Genomic DNA, 20972 nt, shown 5'->3' on the forward strand with positions numbered 1-20972 from the left:
TCAGCCCCGGCTGTCGCGCCACCGGACCAGCTCTTCGGCGTCCGACAGGTCGTAGTCCGGGCCGTTGACGCCGACGGTCAGCAGCGAAACCCCCAGCGCGGTCAGCGCTTCGGCGTTGGCGATCAACCCGTTACCGCTGCGGTCCACGCCGGCGGACCGTTCGATGGCGCCCGGGTCGCGGCCGGCGTCGGCGCAGTGCCGGTCCAGCACCGCGGCCTTGTCCGGATAGCTTTCCGCGGTGGTGAAACCGTGCCAGATGTGCGCGTACTGTGCGACGAGTTTGAGCGTCTTGCGTTCGCCCTGGCCGCCGATCAGGATCGGGATGTCGCGCACCGGCTGGGGGTTGAGCTTGCCCAGCCGCGACGTGATACGCGGCATGGCGGCGGCCAGGTCATCGAGTCTGCTTCCCGCCGTGCCGAATTCGTAGCCGTACTCGTCGTAGTCCTTCTCCTTCCAGCCGGACCCGATGCCCAGGATCAGCCGGCCGTCGGAGATGTTGTCGACGGTGCGGGCCATGTCGGCCAGCAGCTCGGGATTGCGGTAGGAGTTGCAGGTGACCAGCGCGCCGATCTCGATACGCGAGGTCTGCTCGGCCCAGGCGGCCAGCATGGTCCAGCATTCGTAGTGCGCCCCGTCCGGGTCACCGTACAACGGGAAGAAGTGATCCCAGTTGAAGGCGATGTCCACACCGAGGTCCTCACAGCGGCGCACCGCGTCGCGGATGTGACCGTAGTTGGGGGAGTGCTGGGGCTGCAGCTGGACACCGATCCGAGTCATGACCTCAACCGTAGCCCTCCGCGGCGTTTTCCAAACGCGTCGGATCTACACGCCGATGGCGCCGCCGTCCCGCCATACCGCCACCACGGCGGGCCGGGCCGGGGCGTTGCCGCCGTCCGGCCAGTGTGACAGCGGGTTGTCCAGGCTGTGGTCGTCGCCTTCGCCGGGGTGCTGCACGCTGACGGTGATCAGGTCGTCGGTGATCACCGGCCCGCACGTCTCCGCGCCGACCGGCACGGTGAGGAACTGTTTGGTCTCCCCGCGCCGGTCGCCGTCCAATGCCACCGCGAACAGCCCGTCGTTGGAGTCCAGCGCGTTGCCGTCGGTGGAGATCCACAGGTTGCCGTGCCCGTCGAAGGCGACGTTGTCCGGGCAGGAGATCGGGCTGACCTTGGTCTTGTCGAAGCCGCCGTAGTACGTGTCGGCCGCGGCCGGGTCACCGCAGACCAGCAGCAGATCCCAGGTGAAGCTGGTGCCGCCGTGGTCGTCGGTGATCTCCAGGACCTGGCCGTTCTTGTTCTCGTTGCGGGGGTTGGCCGCATCCGGCTTGGCCTTGCCCTCGGCGCCGCGCTTGTCGTTGTTGGTCAGCGCGACGTACAGCTTGCCGGTCTTGGGGTTGGCCTCGAAGTCCTCGGGGCGGTCCATCTTGGTGGCGCCGGCCTTGTCGGCGGCCAGCCGGGTGAACACGGCGACGTCCTGCGCCGAGAAACCCTCGACCAGGGACTCGGCCAAACCGGCGGGCCCGGAGTGCAGCAGCGGGATCCAGGTTCCGGTGCCGGCGAAGGTGCCCTTGGCGGGCAGCTTGCCGCTGCCGTCGATCTGGTCGGCCGGGATGTCGCTGGACAGCTTGGCGACGTACAGCGTGCCCTCGTCCAGCAGGGTCATGTTGTGCGCCGTGTCGCCGGGCCGAATTTTCTTGTCCGACACGAACTTGTACATGTAGTCGAAGCGTTCGTCGTCGCCGGTGTACACCACCACGGTGCCGTCCCCGGTCACGTACACGTTGGCGGCCTCGTGTTTGAACCGGCCCAGGGCGGAGTGCTTCACCGGTGTCGAGGCCGGATCCCACGGGTTGATCTCGATGACGTAGCCGAACCGGTTCACCTCGGTCGGCGTGCGGGCCAGGTCGAAGCGCGGATCGAAGTTCTCCCACCGCAGTTCCGACGGTTCGGTGAGCACGCCGTAGCGCTTGAATCGGTCCGGGTCGGCGGGCGGCGTGCCCTCGGCGGCACCGAAATAGGTGTGGAAGTTCTCTTCGCCGGAAAGAATTGTGCCCCAGGGAGTTACGCCGCCCGAGCAATTGGCGAAGGTGCCGATCACGGTGCGCCCGGCGGGATCGGCGGCGGTCCGTACGGCGGGCGAGCCGGCGGCCGGCCCGGTCAGGGTGAACGGGGTGTCGGCGGTGATGCGGCGGTTGTAGCGGCCCAGTACGGGGCGCAGACCGCCCTGCGGGCCGCGTTCGACCTCGACCACCGACAGGCCGACGGCACCGGTTTCGACGTCGAACTGCTCGCGGGTGGGGGCGTCGGCGTTGTACCCGTGAAACATGAACTGCGGGCTCACGTACTCGTGGTTGGACACCAGCAGGTAGCGCCCGGGCTGGTCCTTGATGGGCAGCAGCGCCGCGAAGTCGTTGTTGAAGCCGAACTGCTGGCGCTGCGCGGCGCCGCTCTGCCGGTTGATGTCGAACACCGGGGCGCCGGGCAGTACCGGGTCGCCCCAGGCGATCACGACGCGCTGCTGGTACCCCTGGGGCACGACGACGGCGTCCTCGGTGTTGGGGGCCACGCTGTCGAACCGCATACCGGCCGGCGGCTGCCCCTGCGGGGCGGGTGTGGTCGACCCGGTGCTTGCCGGGGGATTGTCGCCGGCGCAGGCGGCCAGCGCCGAACCCGCTCCCACCGCCAGGACGGCGATACCGGTGGCCCGCAGTACCGAGCGGCGCGACATCTCGGCTACGAGATCGCCGAAGTATTCGTTGGCGCTGGTGTTGGGGACCGGTTTGGAGCACGCGTCGCCGCAGCGGTTGCGGCAGGTCAGGTGCTGGCGGCCGGAACGACCGTGGTGGGAGACAAGCAGATTCAGCGGAACGAGGGCCATGGCCGGCGAACCTACGCGAGCCTGGCAAGCAACTGGTGAACGGCTGGGAAAGTCCCGGTTATCCGAGGATCTCGCGCAGCAACGCCACCAGTTTCGCCGGCTGATCGCCCTGGACGGAGTGTCCGGCGCCCTCGACCACATGGGTGCGCCGGAATCCCGGTGCGGTCCGGGCGAACGTCGCGGCGTCCTCGTCGTTGACGAAGAAAGAATTGGCCCCGCGGATCAGGGTGGTGGGCATGGTGATCGCCGGGACGTCGTCCCACAGTCCGGTAAAGCCGCCACCCTTGCGGAACGAGTCGTAGCGCCAGGTCCAGGTGCCGTCGTCGAGTTGTTTGGAGTTGTGGAACACGCCGCGCCGCAACGAATTCCGGTCCCGGTGAGGTGCCGCGGCGACGGTGACCTCGAGCATGTCGGCGAACGTCGGGAAGGTCCGGCTCTCCTGCACCAGCGCGACGGTGCCCATCTGTGCCTTGGTCATCTCGGTGTGCCGTTCGGGCGCGGACGGGGTGACGTCGACCAGCACCAGTTCGCGCACCAACTCCGGTGCGGTGGCCGCGATGCGCAGCGCGGTCAGCCCGCCCAGCGACATGCCGACCACCAACCGCGCATCGGGGGCGTGTTCGCGCACGATCGGGGTGATCAGCTCGGCCGCCAGCCGGGGACCGTAGTCGCCGTCCGCGCGCCAGCCGGAACGGCCGTGGCCGGGCAGGTCCACGGCCAGCGCGGGCAGGCCCAGGCCGAGGATGACGGTGTCCCAGGTGTGTGCGTTCTGCCCGCCGCCGTGCAGGAACACCACCTCGGGCGCGTCGGTGCCCCACTTCAGGAAGCTGACCTCGCCGGAGTCCGCACGCGTCACCGGCGGGATCACGGTGGCGCCGATCTGCGCGGCGTTCTCGTGCAGCAGGCCGAATTCGTCCAGTCCGGCCAGCTCGTCGTCCGGGATTTGTGGAGTCATACCCGTAATCATTACGGGTATGACTCCACAAATCACCGACTAGCCCTGGATGAAGGTTTCCAGCTCCGCGCGGGCGATATCGTCGGCCAGCTGCTTGGGCGGGCTCTTCATCAGGTAGGCCGAGGCCGGGATGATCGGTCCGCCGATGCCGCGGTCCTTGGCGATCTTCGCGGCACGCACGGCGTCGATGATGATGCCCGCCGAGTTCGGCGAGTCCCACACCTCGAGCTTGTACTCCAGGTTCAGCGGCACGTCACCGAAGGCGCGGCCCTCCAGCCGCACATAGGCCCACTTGCGGTCGTCGAGCCAGGCGACGTGGTCGGACGGGCCGATGTGCACGTTCTTGTCGTCGATCTTGCCGGCCAGCGAGCCGGTCAGGTTCGACGTCACGGCCTGGGTCTTGGAGACCTTCTTGGACTCCAGACGGTCGCGCTCGAGCATGTTCTTGAAGTCCATGTTGCCGCCGACGTTGAGCTGATAGGTGCGGTCGAGCGTGACGCCGCGGTCCTCGAACAGCTTGGCCATCACGCGGTGGGTGATGGTCGCGCCGACCTGGCTCTTGATGTCGTCGCCGACGATCGGCACGCCGGCGTCTTCGAACTTCTTGGCCCACACCGGATCCGAGGCGATGAACACCGGAAGCGCGTTGACGAAGGCCACGCCGGCGTCGATCGCGCACTGGGCGTAGAACTTGTCGGCCTCTTCGGAGCCGACGGGCAGGTAGGACACCAGCACGTCCACCTTGGCGTCCTTGAGCGCCTTCACCACGTCGACGGGCTGCGAGTCGGAGATCTCGATGGTCTCGGCGTAGTACTTACCGATGCCGTCCAGCGTCGGCCCGCGCTGCACGACGATGTCCAGCGGGGGGACGTCGGCGATCTTGATGGTGTTGTTCTCGGAGGCGAAGATGGCCTCGGACAGGTCGAAGCCGACCTTCTTGGCGTCCACATCGAACGCGGCGACGAACTTCACGTCGCGGACGTGGTACTGCCCGAACTTGACGTGCATCAGGCCCGGGACGGTGCCGTTCTCGTCGGCGTCCCGGTAGTAGTGCACGCCCTGCACGAGCGACGACGCGCAGTTGCCCACGCCGACGATCGCGACCCGAACCTCACCTGAATTGTCGGCTCGGCCGACGGCGTTCGACTCAGACATGTGACGCTCTCCTTCTCTTACTTCCGTGCTTGTGCCGGGGCCGGGCTGATCAGGATCGATTCAGGGCTGATTGTCGGGGCGGCTCTGCCCCACCCGTTCGGCTGCGATCAATTCGTTGAGCCACTTCACTTCACGCTCACTGGACTCCAGACCGAGCTGGTGCAGCTGCTTGGTGTAACGGTCCAATGAACTGCTCGCCCGGGCCACCGCCTCGCGCAGACCTTCCCGGCGTTCCTCGACCTGGCGCCGCCGGCCTTCCAGGATGCGCATCCTGGCCTCGGCGGGCGTGCGGTTGAAGAACGCCAGATGCACACCGAATCCGTCGTCGGTGTAGTTCTGCGGGCCGGTGTCGGCGACCAGTTCGGTGAAGCGCTGGGTACCGGCTTCGGTGAGCTGGTACACCCGCCGCGCGCGCCGCACCTTCGTGGCACCGAGGACGGTTCCGTTGGGTACGGCATCCTCGACGATCAGGCCGTCGGCCTGCATGCGCCGCAGAGCGGGGTAGAGGGACCCGTAGGAGAACGCCCGGAACGCGCCTAGCAGACCGGTCAGCCTCTTACGGAGCTCGTATCCGTGCATGGGCGACTCGAGCAGCAATCCCAGAATGGCGAGTTCCAGCATCGAATCACCTCCCCCTCGGTTGGGAACTCAGTCAAAGCCGAACGAATGTCACGTCGGCTCGACACGTCGCTCAACTGTATCGCGCCGATATATTGAGTGCCACCCGAGGTTGCCAAAGGTGTCGATTTGTCAGGTTGGTCGGGCCTGGACGCGTCAGCTGGCGCGGTTGAGGCGTTTGACGGTGCCGTCGCCGTTGAGCTCGATATAGCCGCTGTTGCCGAACTTCGGGGTGACGTAGATGCTGATCTCGATGCTGCCCGGCGGCTGGGTCATATCGCTGTTGGGCTCGATGCTGACGTGGGTGTTCTTCACCTCGGCGGGGTTGATGCCGACGCTCTCGGCGGCCCCGCGGATCAACCCGACCATCTTCGGGATGTCGAAGGCACCCAGGTCGACCACCCGGGCGTCACTGCTGACGCTCGTCTCCGACGGGTCGTCCCACCCGCCGCGGTAGTAGTAGTTCAGGGCCCGCCGCGGCTCTTTCGGATCGGGCCGGGTCAGCGAGGCATAGTCCTCGAAGATGGTGATGCTGTAGCCGTTGGTGTCGCCGAACTTCTGCCGCATCTGCTCGAACAGACCCGTCAGCCCGCCGAGTGACTGCAGCTGCCGTGGCGGGGTGAGCACCGTGCCGGGAATACCGTCGGCCTTGGCGCCCGGATCGGTGGTGAAGCTCAACGGGGACGACGTGTTGCCGTAGAGGCCCCACCCGATGGCGATGCCCAGCAGCACCAGTACGGCGGCCGTCGCCAGGCGTAGACCCCAGCCCGCGCCGGCCCCGGGGGCCAGGCTGCGCTCGGGCTTGAGGTTCGGCAGCTTGACCGACGCGTTGCCCGTCTGCAGGTCGCTGACCAGGCCTTGCAGCTCGCCGAGGGTGGCCGCATTGGTGGCGGCGCTGACCCGTTGCCGATGCTCCTCCATGGACAGCTGTCCCTCGGACAAGGCGGTGTCGAGCACCTTGCAGGTGTCGCTGCGGTCGCTGTCCTTTGCCCGCGTTCCTGCGGTCTGCCGTGTCGCCACGCGATGATCGTAGAAGTTTCTGTGGTCTTGCTGCTGGTCAGCTGGGATTCTCGACGCGTTTCACGGTCGCGGCCGGATCCAGATACAGGTAGCCGGTGGAGCCGGACTTGGTGGTGATCTTCACCAACAGCTCCAGCCCACCCTGCTCGGCGATGTAGTCGATGTCCAGGTAGGTGCTCGCCACATCGGCCGGCGCGATGTTCAGCTTCGCGGGGGCGGCCGCCACCGCCGCGGCGGCCGCCGGAATGTCGAAAGCGGCCACATCGGTCAGGTCGTCGTTTTCCGACCGGTCCCGCCTGGACGGATCGTCCCAGCCGCCGCGGTACGGGTACACCATCTTCTGCTGATCGTCGGCGGGATCCGGTCGGGCCAGGAAGGCCTGGTCGTTGGTGATGGCCAGTTCGTAACCCATGGTGTCGCCGAACCGGCTGCGGATCGAGTCGACGACGACGGTCAGTCCGTCGACGGTGAGCAGGTCAGGCGCCGTTCTGACGACGGCGGGCGGCACGGAATCCGGCGCGCTGTCCGGGGCAGCCATGGTGCTCAGCACCGCATGCGATTCCGGGACCGGCGTTTCGGAGTTGGGGTGGGGGCTCGGGCTGCTCGACGGTGCGTCGGCGTCGGGCCCGCCGCTGAATGCGACCGCGACGATGACGATTGCCGCCGCCACCCCGGCCCCCACCAGGATCAGATCCCGGCGCCGCCGCCGGCGCACGGGCACCGGACGCTCGTCGTCGGGCACCTGCAGATCGGCGAGCAGCGGCTCCAGCTCGCCGAGCGTGGTGGCCGTCACGGCGACGGTCACCCGGCGCCGGTGCTCGTCCCCGGACAGCTGGCCGTCGGCCAGGGCGTTGTCCAGTAGTCGGCAGGTCGCGTCGCGGTCGCTGTCCTTCGCCCGGGTCCATGCGGCCATGGCGAAGATCGTATTGCGGGGGCACCGATGGCGCTGGTCCTCACTCGACTGCCCAGCAGGCCGACGTACTCTGGTCAACGTGCGATTGCAGCGACAGGTGGTGGATTACGCGCTCCGGCGCCGATCCCTGCTGGCCGAGGTGTACTCCGGGCGCACCGGTGTCACCGAAGTGTGCGACGCCAATCCCTACTTATTGCGTGCCGCCAAGTACCACGGGAAGCCCAGTTCGGTGATGTGCCCCATCTGCCGCAAGGAACAGCTCACCCTGGTGTCGTGGGTTTTCGGTGACCACCTCGGTCCGGTGTCGGGTTCGGCCCGCACCGCCGAAGAGTTGGTGCTGCTGGCGACGCGCTACGACGAGTTCGCGGTACATGTGGTGGAGGTATGCCGGACCTGCAGTTGGAATCACCTGGTCAAGTCGTATGTGCTCGGAACGCCGAGGTCGCCGAAGGCACCCAAAGCGCCCCGCACTCGAACGGCGCGTTCCGGCGCGCGTACGGCCAGTGAATAGCGAAGGGCGCCATACGAGGTCAGCGGGGGATGCCGAACGGGAGCATGCCGCTGCCCCAGGCGCACACCGCCGGGCCAACGTCGCACCCGATGATCGGCAGACCACCCTGCTGCCCCCGGTGCGCAATGCCACCGAGCCGCACCTGCGCGACCCCATCGACGTCGTCAAGGCGGCACTGGACGGTGCGCCCCCGCGCAAACCCCCGGCACCGCCGCCGCGTCCGCCCGTCGGCGGACCGCCGCCCGGCCCCACCGGGCCGCCCAAGCCGCCGCGCGCAGGCTTCCAGTGGAAGTGGGTGCGCCGGGCGGTCTACCTCGGGCTGGTGTTGTTCCTGGTGCTGCCGTTCGTCACGTTCGCGATGGCCTACCTCATCGTCGACGTGCCCAAGCCCGGTGACATCCGCACCGCGCAGGTGTCGACGATCCTGGCCAGTGACGGCAGTGAGCTGGCGAGAATCGTTCCGCCGGAAGGCAACCGCGTCGACGTCAGCATCAACCAGATCCCGGTGCACGTCCGCGATGCCGTGATGGCCGCCGAAGACCGGGACTTCTACAGCAATCCGGGGTTCTCGCTGTCCGGGTTCGCGCGCGCCTTCAAGAACAACATCTTCGGCGGTGACCTGCAGGGCGGGTCCACCATCACGCAGCAGTACGTGAAGAACGCCTTGGTCGGCGACGCCCGCTCCGGGGTGGGCGGCCTGGTGCGAAAGGCGAAAGAACTCGTCATCTCGACGAAGATGTCGCGTGAGTGGAGCAAGGACCAAGTCCTGGAGTCTTACCTCAACATGATCTATTTCGGCCGCGGTGCCTACGGCATCTCGGCGGCCGCCAAGGCCTATTTCGACAAGCCCGTCGAGCAGCTCGACGTCGCCGAGGGTGCGCTGCTGGCCGCGCTCATCCAGCGCCCCTCCACCCTGGATCCCGCCGTCGACCCGGAGGGTGCGGCCGAGCGGTGGAACTGGGTGCTCGACGGCATGGTCGACATCGGCGCGCTGTCCAAGGCCGACCGTGCCGCTCAGGTGTTCCCGCCGACGGTGCCGCCCGAGCAGGCCAGCCAGCAGAACCAGACCACCGGGCCCAACGGCCTGATCGAACGGCAGGTCACCAAGGAACTGCTGGACCTGTTCAACATCAGCGAGCAGACGCTGAACACCGAAGGCCTGCAGGTCACCACCACCATAGACCCGACCGCGCAGAAGGCGGCCGAGGACGCGGTCACCAAGACGCTGGACGGGCAGATGCCCGATATGCGCGCGGCGGCGGTGTCCATCGACCCCAAGACCGGCGGGATCAAGGCGTACTACGGCGGCTCGGACGCCCAGGGCTTCGATTTCGCGCAGGCCGGGTTGCCGACGGGGTCGTCGTTCAAGGTGTTCGCGTTGGTGGCGGCGCTGGAGCAGGGCATCGGGCTGGGCTATCAGATCGACAGCTCACCGGTGACCGTCAACGGCATCAAGATCACCAACGTGGAGGGTGAGGGCTGCGGCGTCTGTAATATCGCCGAGGCGCTCAAGCGCTCGCTCAACACCAGCTACTACCGGCTGATGTTGAAACTCAAGAACGGGCCGCAGGATGTCGCCGACGCCGCGCACCAGGCCGGCGTCGCCGAGAGTTTCCCGGGCGTCGAGCACACCTTGAGCGAGGACGGCAAGGGCGGCCCGCCGAACAACGGCATCGTGCTGGGTCAGTATCAGAGCCGGGTGATCGACATGGCCTCGGCGTACGCCACGCTGGCGGACTCCGGCGTCTACCACAAGCCGCACTTCGTGCAGAAGGTCGTCGACTCCGACGGCAAGGTGCTCTTCGACGCCTCGCAGCAGAGTGACCAGGGTGAGCAGCGCATCGACAAGGCGGTCGCCGACAACGTCACCGCCGCCATGCAGCCGATCGCCGGCTGGTCCAACGGGCACAACCTGGCCGGCGGGCGGCCCTCGGCGGCCAAGACCGGCACCAACCAGCTCGGTGACACCGGCGCCAACCGGGACGCCTGGATGGTCGGCTACACCCCGTCGCTGTCGACGGCGGTGTGGGTGGGCACCACCTCGGGCACCAAGCCACTGGTGAATCAGTGGGGTGGCCCGGTGTACGGGTCGGGTCTGCCATCGGACATCTGGAAGGCGACCATGGACGGTGCGCTCAAGGGCACCGACAACGAGTCGTTCCCCAAGCCCACCGAGATCGGTGGCTATGCCGGGGTGCCGCAGGCGCCGCCGCCACCGCCGCCGGCACCCACCCCACCGCCGGGTATGCCCTCGGAGACGGTGATCCAGCCGACGCTGGAGATCGCGCCGGGGGTCACCATCCCGTGGGGTCCGCCGACCACGGTGCCGGTGGGGCCGCCCCCGCCGGGTGACCCCAACGCGCCGGCCCCGCCGCCCGGACCACCGCCTCCACCGTGACCGAACCGCAAGAGCCGCAGACGGTTTCGCCTGCGCCGCTGGCGCCTGCGCAATCGCCAGCTCCGCTGGCCAAAGACCTGCGCAGCGCCGACGAGCGAGACCTGCCCAGCCGCACCGACGTGCTCGGCTCCGCGCTGTCGCAGACCATCGGTGGCCCCGTGGGGCGGCACGCGCTGATCGGGCGGGCGCGGTTCTTCACCCCGCTGCGGGCGATGCTGGTGATCGGCGTGATCTTCCTGGCGCTGGGATATTCGACGAAGGCGGCCTGCCTGCAATCGACCAGCACGGGCACCGCGGCGCAGCGCGTCGCCAACTGGGAGAACCAGCGGGCCTATTACGAGCTGTGCTACTCGGACACGGTGCCGCTCTACACCGCGGAACTGCTGAACCAGGGCAAGTTTCCGTACAAGTCCAGCTGGGTGGACGTGGACAGCACCGGCAAGCCCAACGTCCAGTACGACGGCAGCCCGGCCATCCGCTACATGGAGTATCCGGTGCTGACCGGTATCTACCAGTACCTGTCCATGACGCTGGCCAAGACCTACTCGGCGCTCACCACGGTGGTGTCGGTGCCGAAGGTGGCCGAGGTGGTGATGTTCTTCAACATCTCGGCGTTCGGACTGGCCCTGGCCTGGCTGGCGACGGTGTGGGCGACGGCGCTGCTGGCCGGGCGCCGGATCTGGGACGCCGCCCTGGTCGCCGGGTCACCGCTGCTGATCTTCCAGATCTTCACCAACTTCGACGCGCTCGCGGTGGCCTGCGCCACCGGTGCGCTGCTGGCCTGGGCGCGGCGAAAGCCGGTGTTGGCCGGTGTCCTCGTCGGCGTCGGGGTGGCGCTCAAGCTGTATCCGCTGCTGTTGCTGGTGCCGCTGGTGCTGCTGGCGCTGCGCACCGGCCGCTGGCGTGCGGTGCTGACCACCGCGCTGACCGCGGTGGTCAGCTGGATCGTCGTGAATCTGCCTGTGCTGGTGTTGTTCCCGCGCGGTTGGTCGGAGTTCTTCCGGCTCAACGCCCGCCGCGGCGACGATATGGATTCGCTGTACAACGTGGTGAAGTCGTTCACCGGTTGGAAGGGCTTCGACCCGCACCTCGGGTTCTGGGAGCCGCCGTCGGTCACCAACGCGGTGACCGCGACGCTGTTCGCGCTGTGCTGCGTCGGCATCGGGTATGTGGCGTTGACCGCGCGGCAGCGGCCGCGGCTGGCGCAGTTGGCTTTCCTGGTGGTGGCGGCGTTCCTGATGACCAACAAGGTGTGGAGTCCGCAGTACTCGCTGTGGCTGGTGCCGCTGGCCGTGCTGGCGTTGCCGCATCGCCGAATCCTGTTGGCGTGGATGACCGTCGACGCGTTGGTGTGGATTCCGCGGATGTTGTTCCTGTACGGCGAGCAGAATCGCGGCCTGCCCGAGCAATGGTTCACCGCGACGGTACTGCTGCGCGATATCGCGGTGCTGGCGCTCATCGCGCTGGTGATCCGCCAGATCTACCGGCCCGAGCTGGATCTGGTGCGCCGGCACGGCACCATCGACGATCCGTCCGGCGGGGTGTTCGCCGACGCGCCGGATGCGCTCCCCGCGTGGTTGCCCGCCTGGCTGCGGCCGCGGCCCGCGCTGGTCGGTCCGGCGCCCGCGCCCGCACCCGCCCCCGAAAGTGCGGTTTCATCCGCGACGCGCGGTTGACCCCGCATCGATCCGCACAAATGTGGGTTGACGGGCGCGATTTCGCAGATCAACGGGCCAACCTGTAACCTGGGCAGGTTGCCGACGCAGGCGACCCTCCTGCCACGGAACGACCGTGGCCGCAACGACCATAGGAGGTGATGGGTTTCTCATGCGTCCATACGAAATCATGGTCATTCTCGACCCCACTCTCGACGAGCGCACCGTAGCTCCGTCGCTGGAGACGTTCCTGAACGTCATCCGCAAGGACGGCGGTTCCGTCGACAAGGTTGACATCTGGGGCCGTCGCCGGCTGGCGTACGAGATCGCCAAGCACGCCGAGGGCATCTACGCCGTCGTCGATGTCAAGGCCGAGCCTGCCACGGTGTCCGAGCTCGACCGTCAGCTCAACCTGAACGAGTCCGTGCTGCGGACCAAGGTGATGCGGACCGACAAGCACTAGGCCGATACCCGCCGCCGATGTCGGGCGACTTGCGTAGGCTCGCGCCCAACATAGGCTGCCCACTGCCCAGGAGGATCTTGTGGCTGGTGATACCACCATCACAGTTGTCGGAAATCTGACCGCCGACCCGGAATTGCGGTTCACGCCGTCCGGTGCGGCCGTCGCGAACTTCACGGTGGCATCCACGCCCCGGACGTTCGACCGCCAGACCAATGAGTGGAAGGACGGCGAAGCGCTGTTCCTCCGCTGCAACATCTGGCGGGAGGCGGCCGAGAACGTGGCCGAGAGCCTCACCCGGGGTTCCCGCGTGATCGTCACCGGTCGGCTCAAGCAGCGGTCCTTCGAAACCCGTGAGGGTGAAAAGCGCACCGTCGTCGAGGTCGAGGTCGACGAGATCGGCCCGTCCTTGCGGTATGCGACGGCCAAGGTGAACAAGGCCAGCCGCGGTGGCGGCGGCGGCGGTGGATTCGGCGGCGGATCGAGTCAGCCGCGCAGTGCGGAGCCGAAAGACGATCCGTGGGGCAGTGCGCCCGCGGCCGGCTCCTACAGCGGCGCTGACGAAGAACCGCCCTTCTAAATCAACATTGACAAGTTTGAACTGAGAAAGAGATAGACCCATGGCCAAATCCAGCAACAAGCGGCGGCCGGCGCCCGAGAAGCCGGTCAAGACCCGCAAGTGCGTGTTCTGCTCGAAGAAGGGCAAGAACCAGGACATCGACTACAAGGACACCGCGCTGCTGCGCACCTACATCAGCGAGCGCGGCAAGATCCGTGCCCGTCGGGTGACCGGCAACTGCGTCCAGCATCAGCGCGACGTCGCGGTCGCCGTGAAGAACGCCCGTGAGGTGGCTCTGCTGCCGTTCGGTTCGTCGACGCGGTAAGGGAGGAACCACATCATGAAGCTGATTCTCACCGCTGAGGTCGACCACCTGGGTGTCGCCGGCGACGCCGTCGAGGTCAAGGACGGCTACGGCCGTAACTACCTGCTGCCGCGTGGGCTGGCCATCGTCGCCACCCGTGGCGCCGAGCGTCAGGCCGACGAGATCCGTCGGGCCCGCGAGACCAAGGAGATCCGCGGCGTCGAGCACGCCAACGAGGTCAAGCAGGCCATCGAGGCGCTCGGCCCGGTCGAGCTGCCCGTGCGGGCAGGCGAGGGCGGCAAGCTCTTCGGCTCGGTCACCCAGGCCTCCGTGGTCGCCGCCATCAAGAAGGCCGGCGGCCCGAACCTGGACAAGCGCACCGTCGAGTTGCCCAAGTCGCACATCAAGTCAGTCGGGACACACCCGGTCGGGGTGCGGCTGCACGCGGGCGTAACCGTCTCGGTGCCGCTCAACGTCGTCGCCGAGTAGTCAAGCGATTCTGATGACGCCCGGGTGGGACACCACCCGGGCGTTGTCGTGTCGCCAGCGAACCCGGCCCGAAATTTGCTCCCAGCAACCGCAACCGACTGTTAACCTTGTCGGCCCTGCGCGGCAATACAACACGCCCGAGACGGCAACCCCGTACGACACGCCGGAGAAGTTTGCATCCACAACTTTGGACAGTCGGGCGATAGCCTTGACCTGCATGTTATTTGACTACCGGTGAGTTGATCCACAAGTTCTCCCCACCCGCTCAACACGGTTGTCCACGGCTGTCCACACGCCATCCACATCTTCATCAACAGGGCCGGTTGCACCCGGCCCAGCTACGTCTAATGTAAGCCGTCGCGACGCAATGGAGCTGACTCCGATCGGGCTTGTCGGTGGGGTCTCCTATTGTCACGGCAGCTGTTCTCGAACATGCGTTCGGCGCTTTAAACGAAGGGGGAGGGACGCTTAGTGGCTGTCGTGGACGACCTCGGTCATCACGGTGCGAACGAGCCGCCCAGCGAGGATTTCGGGCGCCAGCCGCCCCAGGACATGGCGGCCGAGCAGGCGGTGCTGGGCGGCATGATGCTCAGCAAGGACGCCATCGCCGACGTCCTGGAGCGCATGCAGCCCGGCGACTTCTACCGGCCCGCGCACCAAGACGTCGCGATGGTCATCCTGGATCTCTACGACCGCGGCGAACCCGCCGACGCCGTGACCGTCGCCGCCGAACTGGACCGCCGCGGTCAGCTGCGCCGGGTCGGCGGGGCCCCGTATCTGCACACCCTCATCTCCACCGTGCCCACCGCGGCCAACGCCGGGTTCTACGCCGGCATCGTGGCCGAGAAGGCGCTGCTGCGCCGGCTGGTGGAGGCCGGCACCCGGGTGGTGCAGTACGGCTACGCCGGAGCCGACGGCGCCGACGTGCACGACATCGTCGACCGGGCCCAGGCCGAGATCTACGACGTCACCGACAAGCGGCGCCAATCCGAGGATTTCGTCCCGCTCGAGGATCTGCTGCAGCCCACCATGGACGAGATCGACGCGATCGCGTCCCAGGGCGGTATCTCGCGTGGCGTGCCGACCGGGTTCATCGACCTCGACGAGGTCACCAACGGTCTGCATGCCGGCCAGATGATCATCGTCGCGGCGCGGCCCGGTGTGGGGAAGGCGCTCGCGCTCGACACTCCGCTGCCGACGCCGACGGGCTGGACCACCATGGGCGACGTCGCGGTGGGGGACGAGCTGATCACCGCGGACGGTGTCGCGACCCGGGTGGTGGCCGCCACGGACGTGATGCTCAACCGGCCCTGCTACGTCGTCGAGTTGGGCGACGGCACCAGCATCGTCGCCGATGGCTCGCACCAGTGGCCGACGGGCCGTGGCATCGTCGTGACCGCCGCGCTGCGCCCGGGTGCGGACCGACTGGAGCCGGTGCTGACCGCCGGTGGGACGGCGGTGCTGACCCGCCCGGTGCCGATCACCGGGGTGCGCCGCATCGCAACCGTTCCGGTGCGGTGCGTCGAGGTGGATGATCCCTCGCATCTGTACCTGGCCGGCCGTTCCATGGTGCCGACCCACAACTCCACCCTGGGGCTCGATTTCATGCGGTCGTGCTCCATCAAGCACCGGATGGCCAGCGTCATCTTCTCGCTGGAAATGAGCAAGTCCGAGATCGTGATGCGGCTGCTATCGGCCGAGGCCAACATCAAGCTCGGCGATATGCGCTCGGGCCGGATGAACGACGACGACTGGACCCGGCTGGCCCGCCGGATGAGCGAGATCAGTGAGGCGCCGCTCTACATCGACGACTCGCCGAACCTCACCATGATGGAGATCCGGGCCAAGGCCCGGCGGCTCAAGAAGAAGGCCGACCTGCAGCTGATCGTCGTGGACTACATGCAGCTGATGACCTCGGGCAAGAAGTACGAGTCGCGCCAGCAGGAGGTGTCGGACTTCTCCCGAAGCCTGAAGCTGATGGCCAAGGAACTGGACGTGCCCGTGGTGGCGATCAGCCAGCTCAACCGTGGTCCCGAACAGCGCACCGACAAGCGGCCGCAGGTGTCGGATCTTCGTGAGTCGGGCTGCATGACCGCCAACACCCGGATCCTGCGCGCCGACACCGGAGCCGAGGTCACCTTCGGCGAGCTGCTGGCGAGCGGTGAGCGGCCGTTGGTGTGGTCGCTCGACGAGCGCAAGCGCATGGTGGCCCGCCCGATGACCAACGTGTTCCCCAGCGGGCACAAGGAGGTCTTCGTGCTGCGACTGGCTTCGGGGCGTGAGGTCGAAGCGACCGCCAACCACCCCTTCATGACGATGGACGGCTGGGTGCCACTGGGAGAGTTGCAGATCGGAGATCGCCTGGCGACCCCACGGTGGGTTCCCGAGCCGGTGCAGACCGTGCGCATGCACGAATCGGAGATCGTGCTGCTCGCGCACATGATCGGCGACGGGTCGTGTGTGCAGCGGCAGCCGGTCCGGTATGCCAGCGTCGATGAGGCCAATCTCGTGGCCGTGGAGATTTCGGCGGCACACTTCGGGGTGACTCCGGTGCGCGACGACTACGCCGCCGCGCGGGTGACGTCGCTGCGGCTGCCGGCGCCGGAGCGGCTGACACATGGCAAGCGCAACCCGATCGCTGCGTGGCTGGACAAGCTGGGGTTGTTCGGCAAGCGCAGCTACGAAAAGTTCGTGCCAGCAGAGGTTTTCGCGCTGCCCAACGATCAGATTGCGCTGTTCCTCAAGCATCTGTGGGCGACCGACGGTTCGGTGCGATGGGACGAGAAGGCCGGCCAGGCCCGGATCTACTATGCGACCAGCAGCCGGCGGCTGGCCGACGACGTGGCGCAACTATTGTTGCGGGTCGGTGTGTACGCGCGGATCAAGAAGGCCAAGAAGGCCGGGTACCGCGACTGCTGGCACGTGTACATCTACGGTGGCGAGAACCAGAAGCGCTTCGTCGCGCACGTCGGAGTGCATGGGGCCCGGGGTGAGTCGGCAAAGGAAGTCCTGGCCAAACTGGATACCGTGCCGCGCAACCGCAACCTCGACACCGTGCCCAAAGAGGTGTGGGGGCAGGTCAAGTCGGCACTGACGCGGCGTGACATGACGCACCGGCAGTTCGCCGAGGCCATGGACATTCAGTTCTGTGGGTCGAGCATGTGGAAGCACGCCCCCAGCCGCCGGCGCCTCCACCGGGCGGCGGCAATCCTGAAGGATGCCGACCTGCACGACCTGGCGACCAACGACGTGTTCTGGGATGCGGTCGTCGAGATCACCAGCATCGGTATGCACGACGTTTACGACGGCACCGTGCCCGGCACGCACAACTTTGTGGCGCAGGGGATTTCGGCGCACAACTCGCTGGAACAAGATGCCGACATGGTCATCCTGCTGCACCGCCCGGATGCGATCGACCGTGACGACCCGCGCGGCGGTGAGGCCGACCTGATCCTGGGCAAGCACCGTAACGGGCCGACCGCGAATATCACTGTGGCACACCAACTTCACCTGTCGCGGTTCACAAATATGGCGCGGTAGGCGACGGCTGCTGTAGGTGTAGGTTCTCACGCTGCGCTTCAAAATCTCACGGCCGACTTCAAACAGATTTCAAATTTGAAAGGTTCGTGAGACACGCCGATATGCCTGAGCGGGAGTATGAGTGCCTGTGGCGGGTCAGACCGCGAGACGGTAAATGGACGCAGCTTACTTGCGTGCGCGTCATTGTTGGGGCGTGACTTCCCATCCCCGTGATCGTGATCTTGAGGCCGATCTCGCCGAGCAGCTGCAGTTCCTCGCGAGTTCAGATCGCGCCTTCGACCAGGGCGACCTAGCCGAGGCGAAGCGAATCGCCCTCGTCATCAGGGTGCTCGTTCACGACACCGCTATGAGCCATAGCCTCCTCGCGCAACTCGGCATCAAGGACTCCCTCGTGTGGGCAGACAGTGCGCCCGTGATCGATAACGACCCCAACATCGTCGGCCGCAGTCCCGGCCTTACTGCGATGGGTTTAGGTGCCGACGGGATCGCCTTCTCAGCCCGGTATATGGACTCGATCGAGCGGTCGAACACGACTCGGTACGTGAGCTTCAGCGACTGGTGGGAGCGCCCCGTCATCCGCGAGTCCAACGACGCCGAGTTCAGCAGGAAAGAACTCGTTCTGGCACTGGTGAACAAGGACGGCGGAGCCCACCTTGATCGTCTAAACGAGAAGACCCATGCCCTCGTTCATGGGAACAGCGCAGGGTTCGTGTGCGTCGACACAGGCGGTGCGACACCCTCGCCCATCCCCACTCCGATCTATGCATCCGTGAGAACGGTCGCCGAGGAGCTGCTTCTCACGTTGCGGCGAACCGGACGAACGGTTCCACGTTCCTTGCCCATGAACCCACTTATAGGAATGATCGACTCGTTCACCGCCGCCGACTACACGGGCACGCCGCTGGTGCTCGACAAGTCACGGGACGACGTCTCCCACGTCAGCTTCACGTTCGAGACGCTGCCCGGCGTCACCTTCAACGCCGCACGCGTCCAACTACCTCAATCCGAAGCCGGGTTCGACGGCGAGTATCCCGCCGGATGGCTGGAGCTCGTCGGCGTCCGCGCCGCTTCGGGAGACATCGTTCATCAATCCGGCCAGGCCGGACCGATCGAGGAAAGCGCTCCACCAGAGGGCCTGGCCACCACGCAGCTTCCCACGGCTGCCGGCCCACCTGTGACATTCACCTTCGACAACTTCCCCCAAGCCGAGTTCGCAGCCATCCGTTGGCCGCAGAGGCAGGAGAGGATGACTCCCTGGGGTCGAGAGACGCGCGAAGCTGGGTGGATCGACCTCTACGTGACCCTGAACGGTGCAACGTGGGAGATGGGCGGATTCCTCGGACCGACTGCTTGAGATGCCCACTGTCTTGGCCAATTGGCCATTTCACTGGGACTTAACACGCCCACGGACGCCACCTTCGACGACGACTGGGTGGACGCACTACAGATCCACGTCTTGCATATTGATGCCGGTCGCGTCAGCGTCTGCCCCGCGAGTCAACTAAACCCGGGGCAGACCCTGGTGCCACGGAGCGTCGCTGTGCGGGTGTAAAGCAAAGTGGGACAAGAAACGAGAGAGGGCGACCTGGGAGGACGGGGTGCCGGTCAGGGCTGCTGGTGGATGCCTAGGAGCGCTTCGGATCGATCCCAGAGCTCCTGGGCAAGCTTGGCGTCGTTGGCCTGGGGGTTTATGCGGCGGGCGGGTTTGAACTTCTCGTAGTAGGTGCCTGACGTCCATTCACTACCGGCTGCTGTAGTAGCTAGCCAAATGAGTTGGGCTGCACCTTTGTCCGGGGTGATGAGGAATGGGCGGATGGCCTTGGCCAGGTACTTCAGCCAGCTATCGGATTCCTTGGCGAAGTTGGAGGCGACGTTGCCCGGATGGAATGCCGCCGAGGCCAAGCCTTGGGCACGGTAGCGGCGGTCGAGTTCGGTGGTGAAGAGGATGTTCTCCAGCTTTGCGGTTCCGTAAGCGCGCACTGGTGTGAAGTCGCGGTCGTGATCGAGGTCGTCGATCACGACCTTCCCGGAGCGGGCGCCGATGCTGGAGGTTTGAATGACGCTGGCGCGGCTGGCGATGAGGATGGGTAACAGCGATGACGTGAGCAAAAACGGCGCCAAATGATTGATTTGGAAGGTCTTTTCGAAGCCATCGATGGTTTTCGCAGGGTCACCGAAGACCCCGCCGGCATTATTGGCCAGCACATCGATTCGTTCGTAGGCGTTGGTCAGATCGGCGGCCAGTTGACGGACATCGTCCAGCCGTGCGAAGTCGGCCAGGTAGTACTTCACCCCGAGCTCGCGCGCAATCGCCTCCGTCTTCTGCTCCGAGCGACCGACGATGACGACATGGTGACCCGAGGCGTTCAACGCACGAGCGGCTGCGGCGCCGATCCCATCACTTGCTCCCGTGATCACGATGGTTTTCGGGGTGGTGGCTGCCATGAGGAATCCTCCGCCTGTCGTTACAAGACATATCTGTCAGTGACTGACGAGTATAGCAGTGGGCGATAGAGTTGGGGCATGAGTGAGGTACGCAACCTGCGTGAGCGCACGCGCCGCGCTGTGCGAACAGAAATCACCGAGGCCGCGGAACGTCTGTTCACCGAACGCGGTTATGACGCCACCACGATCGACGACATCGCCGCCGAGGTCGGCATGTCCTCACGCAGCGTGTTCCGCTACTTCGCAACCAAAGAAGACCTACTCATCGGCAAGTTCGACAATGCCGCCGACGCCCTGCTTACTGCGCTACAACAACGCCCGACAGGCGAACCGCTCTGGGCGTCGCTACGTGCAGCCTTCGATGTGTTCGTCCCCGACGACTCAACCCCCGACAAAGCTCAAATGGCCAGCCGTATACACGAAGTGGTCTTCGAGACCCCGGCAGTGTTCGGCCGCTACTTGCAGAAACTGCAACGCCTGCAGGACGACATCGAGACACTTGTCCGTGCGCGAGACGACTCGGGAGCGTCCTACGCGATGACCGACCCCACCCTTCGCGCTGTAATTGGCGCCGCCTTCGCATGCCTGTTGGCCGCCCAGCGAACCTGGCTCTACGCCAGGGGAGCGGACACGTTCACCCGCATCCTCGACCGCGCCATGACCGCAATCCCGATCCTCTCAAGGCCGAATAAGAAGTGAGACGGAATCTGAGGCGTCTTCATACTCTAGAACCGAGACAGCACTTATCTGCGCCGATTCGGCCGGCCGCTAGCCGCTCGGACCGTAGGAATGAAGGGGTTCGTGAGACAAATGCCGGTGCAGCGGCCATGAGACAGCTCAGAGACTCCCACGTCAAGCCCACCGCCAGATGCAGTCGAACGTGAGAACCTACAGTTGGTGGTGGCTTCTCAAGTTTGATGTCCATTTCGCACCCTCGATGTCCAATTGGACATGAAAGTCAGAATTTTGAGTCGCCCCGGTGTGTCCGGATGCTTTCCTTTTTGGGAAGGATGGGGTCATGTCAGGTGGTTCGTCGAGGAGGTACCCGCCGGAGCTGCGTGAGCGGGCGGTGC

18 protein-coding genes are annotated in these 20972 nt (G+C 66.3%); 10 read left to right on the top strand and 8 right to left on the bottom strand.

The window, feature by feature from the left end:
• The 7 genes from AWB94_RS12125 to AWB94_RS12155 form a co-directional block, all read right to left on the bottom strand.
• Positions 1-777, bottom strand: a complete 777-nt coding sequence (locus AWB94_RS12125) for an LLM class F420-dependent oxidoreductase (protein WP_062657605.1) — start codon at positions 775-777, stop codon at positions 1-3.
• Positions 778-822: 45 nt separating this feature from the next.
• On the bottom strand, positions 823-2877 hold the full coding sequence (locus AWB94_RS12130) for a PhoX family protein (protein ID WP_062657606.1): 2055 nt from the start codon (positions 2875-2877) through the stop codon (positions 823-825).
• 58 nt (positions 2878-2935) lie between these two features.
• Positions 2936-3832: an Rv0045c family esterase gene (locus AWB94_RS12135; protein WP_062657607.1), complete on the bottom strand. Its 897-nt coding sequence runs from the start codon at positions 3830-3832 to the stop codon at positions 2936-2938.
• Positions 3833-3871: 39 nt separating this feature from the next.
• Entirely contained in the window at positions 3872-4987 is a 1116-nt protein-coding gene (locus tag AWB94_RS12140) for an inositol-3-phosphate synthase (RefSeq protein WP_062657608.1), read from the bottom strand.
• A 60-nt stretch (positions 4988-5047) separates the two neighbouring features.
• The gene (locus tag AWB94_RS12145) at positions 5048-5608 is read right to left on the bottom strand and encodes a PadR family transcriptional regulator (RefSeq protein ID WP_062657609.1); all 561 of its coding nucleotides are present in this window, start codon (positions 5606-5608) and stop codon (positions 5048-5050) included.
• Positions 5609-5761: 153 nt separating this feature from the next.
• Positions 5762-6625 (bottom strand): DUF1707 SHOCT-like domain-containing protein, encoded by an 864-nt coding sequence (locus AWB94_RS12150; RefSeq protein ID WP_062657610.1) that lies wholly within the window; start codon positions 6623-6625, stop codon positions 5762-5764.
• A 37-nt stretch (positions 6626-6662) separates the two neighbouring features.
• Positions 6663-7538, bottom strand: coding sequence for a DUF1707 SHOCT-like domain-containing protein (locus AWB94_RS12155; protein ID WP_062657611.1), 876 nt, complete (start codon positions 7536-7538; stop codon positions 6663-6665).
• A 79-nt stretch (positions 7539-7617) separates the two neighbouring features.
• Here AWB94_RS12155 and AWB94_RS12160 point away from each other — a divergent pair, with 79 nt between their 5' ends.
• The 9 genes from AWB94_RS12160 (at position 7618) to AWB94_RS12200 (ending at position 18808) form a co-directional block, all read left to right on the top strand.
• Positions 7618-8049 (top strand): DUF5318 family protein, encoded by a 432-nt coding sequence (locus AWB94_RS12160; protein WP_062657612.1) that lies wholly within the window; start codon positions 7618-7620, stop codon positions 8047-8049.
• Entirely contained in the window at positions 8042-10447 is a 2406-nt protein-coding gene (locus tag AWB94_RS12165; RefSeq protein WP_201029565.1) for a transglycosylase domain-containing protein, read from the top strand. Before AWB94_RS12160 ends, AWB94_RS12165 begins: the two co-directional genes overlap by 8 nt.
• Positions 10444-12123: a glycosyltransferase family 87 protein gene (locus AWB94_RS12170; protein WP_062657613.1), complete on the top strand. Its 1680-nt coding sequence runs from the start codon at positions 10444-10446 to the stop codon at positions 12121-12123. Before AWB94_RS12165 ends, AWB94_RS12170 begins: the two co-directional genes overlap by 4 nt.
• A gap of 151 nt (positions 12124-12274) precedes the next feature.
• Positions 12275-12565, top strand: coding sequence for a 30S ribosomal protein S6 (rpsF, locus tag AWB94_RS12175; RefSeq protein ID WP_018603055.1), 291 nt, complete (start codon positions 12275-12277; stop codon positions 12563-12565).
• Between the two features lie 79 nt (positions 12566-12644).
• Complete coding sequence (locus AWB94_RS12180) at positions 12645-13142, top strand: single-stranded DNA-binding protein (RefSeq protein WP_062657614.1); 498 nt, start codon at positions 12645-12647, stop codon at positions 13140-13142.
• Positions 13143-13182: 40 nt separating this feature from the next.
• Positions 13183-13446: a 30S ribosomal protein S18 gene (rpsR, locus tag AWB94_RS12185; protein ID WP_024452435.1), complete on the top strand. Its 264-nt coding sequence runs from the start codon at positions 13183-13185 to the stop codon at positions 13444-13446.
• 15 nt (positions 13447-13461) lie between these two features.
• Entirely contained in the window at positions 13462-13914 is a 453-nt protein-coding gene (gene rplI / locus AWB94_RS12190; protein ID WP_062657615.1) for a 50S ribosomal protein L9, read from the top strand.
• A gap of 471 nt (positions 13915-14385) precedes the next feature.
• Positions 14386-17454, top strand: coding sequence for a replicative DNA helicase (locus AWB94_RS12195; RefSeq protein WP_062657616.1), 3069 nt, complete (start codon positions 14386-14388; stop codon positions 17452-17454).
• Between the two features lie 193 nt (positions 17455-17647).
• On the top strand, positions 17648-18808 hold the full coding sequence (locus AWB94_RS12200; protein WP_062657617.1) for a hypothetical protein: 1161 nt from the start codon (positions 17648-17650) through the stop codon (positions 18806-18808).
• Between the two features lie 251 nt (positions 18809-19059).
• On the opposite strand, the gene AWB94_RS12205 is transcribed toward AWB94_RS12200, so the two are convergent.
• Positions 19060-19899: an SDR family NAD(P)-dependent oxidoreductase gene (locus AWB94_RS12205; protein ID WP_062657618.1), complete on the bottom strand. Its 840-nt coding sequence runs from the start codon at positions 19897-19899 to the stop codon at positions 19060-19062.
• Between the two features lie 78 nt (positions 19900-19977).
• Here AWB94_RS12205 and AWB94_RS12210 point away from each other — a divergent pair, with 78 nt between their 5' ends.
• Positions 19978-20598 carry a TetR/AcrR family transcriptional regulator gene (locus AWB94_RS12210; protein WP_062657619.1) on the top strand — a complete coding sequence of 207 codons (621 nt, stop codon included), beginning with the start codon at positions 19978-19980 and terminating at the stop codon, positions 20596-20598.
• Positions 20599-20972 lie beyond the last annotated feature (374 nt).

Origin of the sequence: Mycolicibacterium canariasense (genome assembly GCF_002101555.1) — a bacterium.
Classification (GTDB): Bacteria; Actinomycetota; Actinomycetes; order Mycobacteriales; family Mycobacteriaceae; genus Mycobacterium; species Mycobacterium canariasense.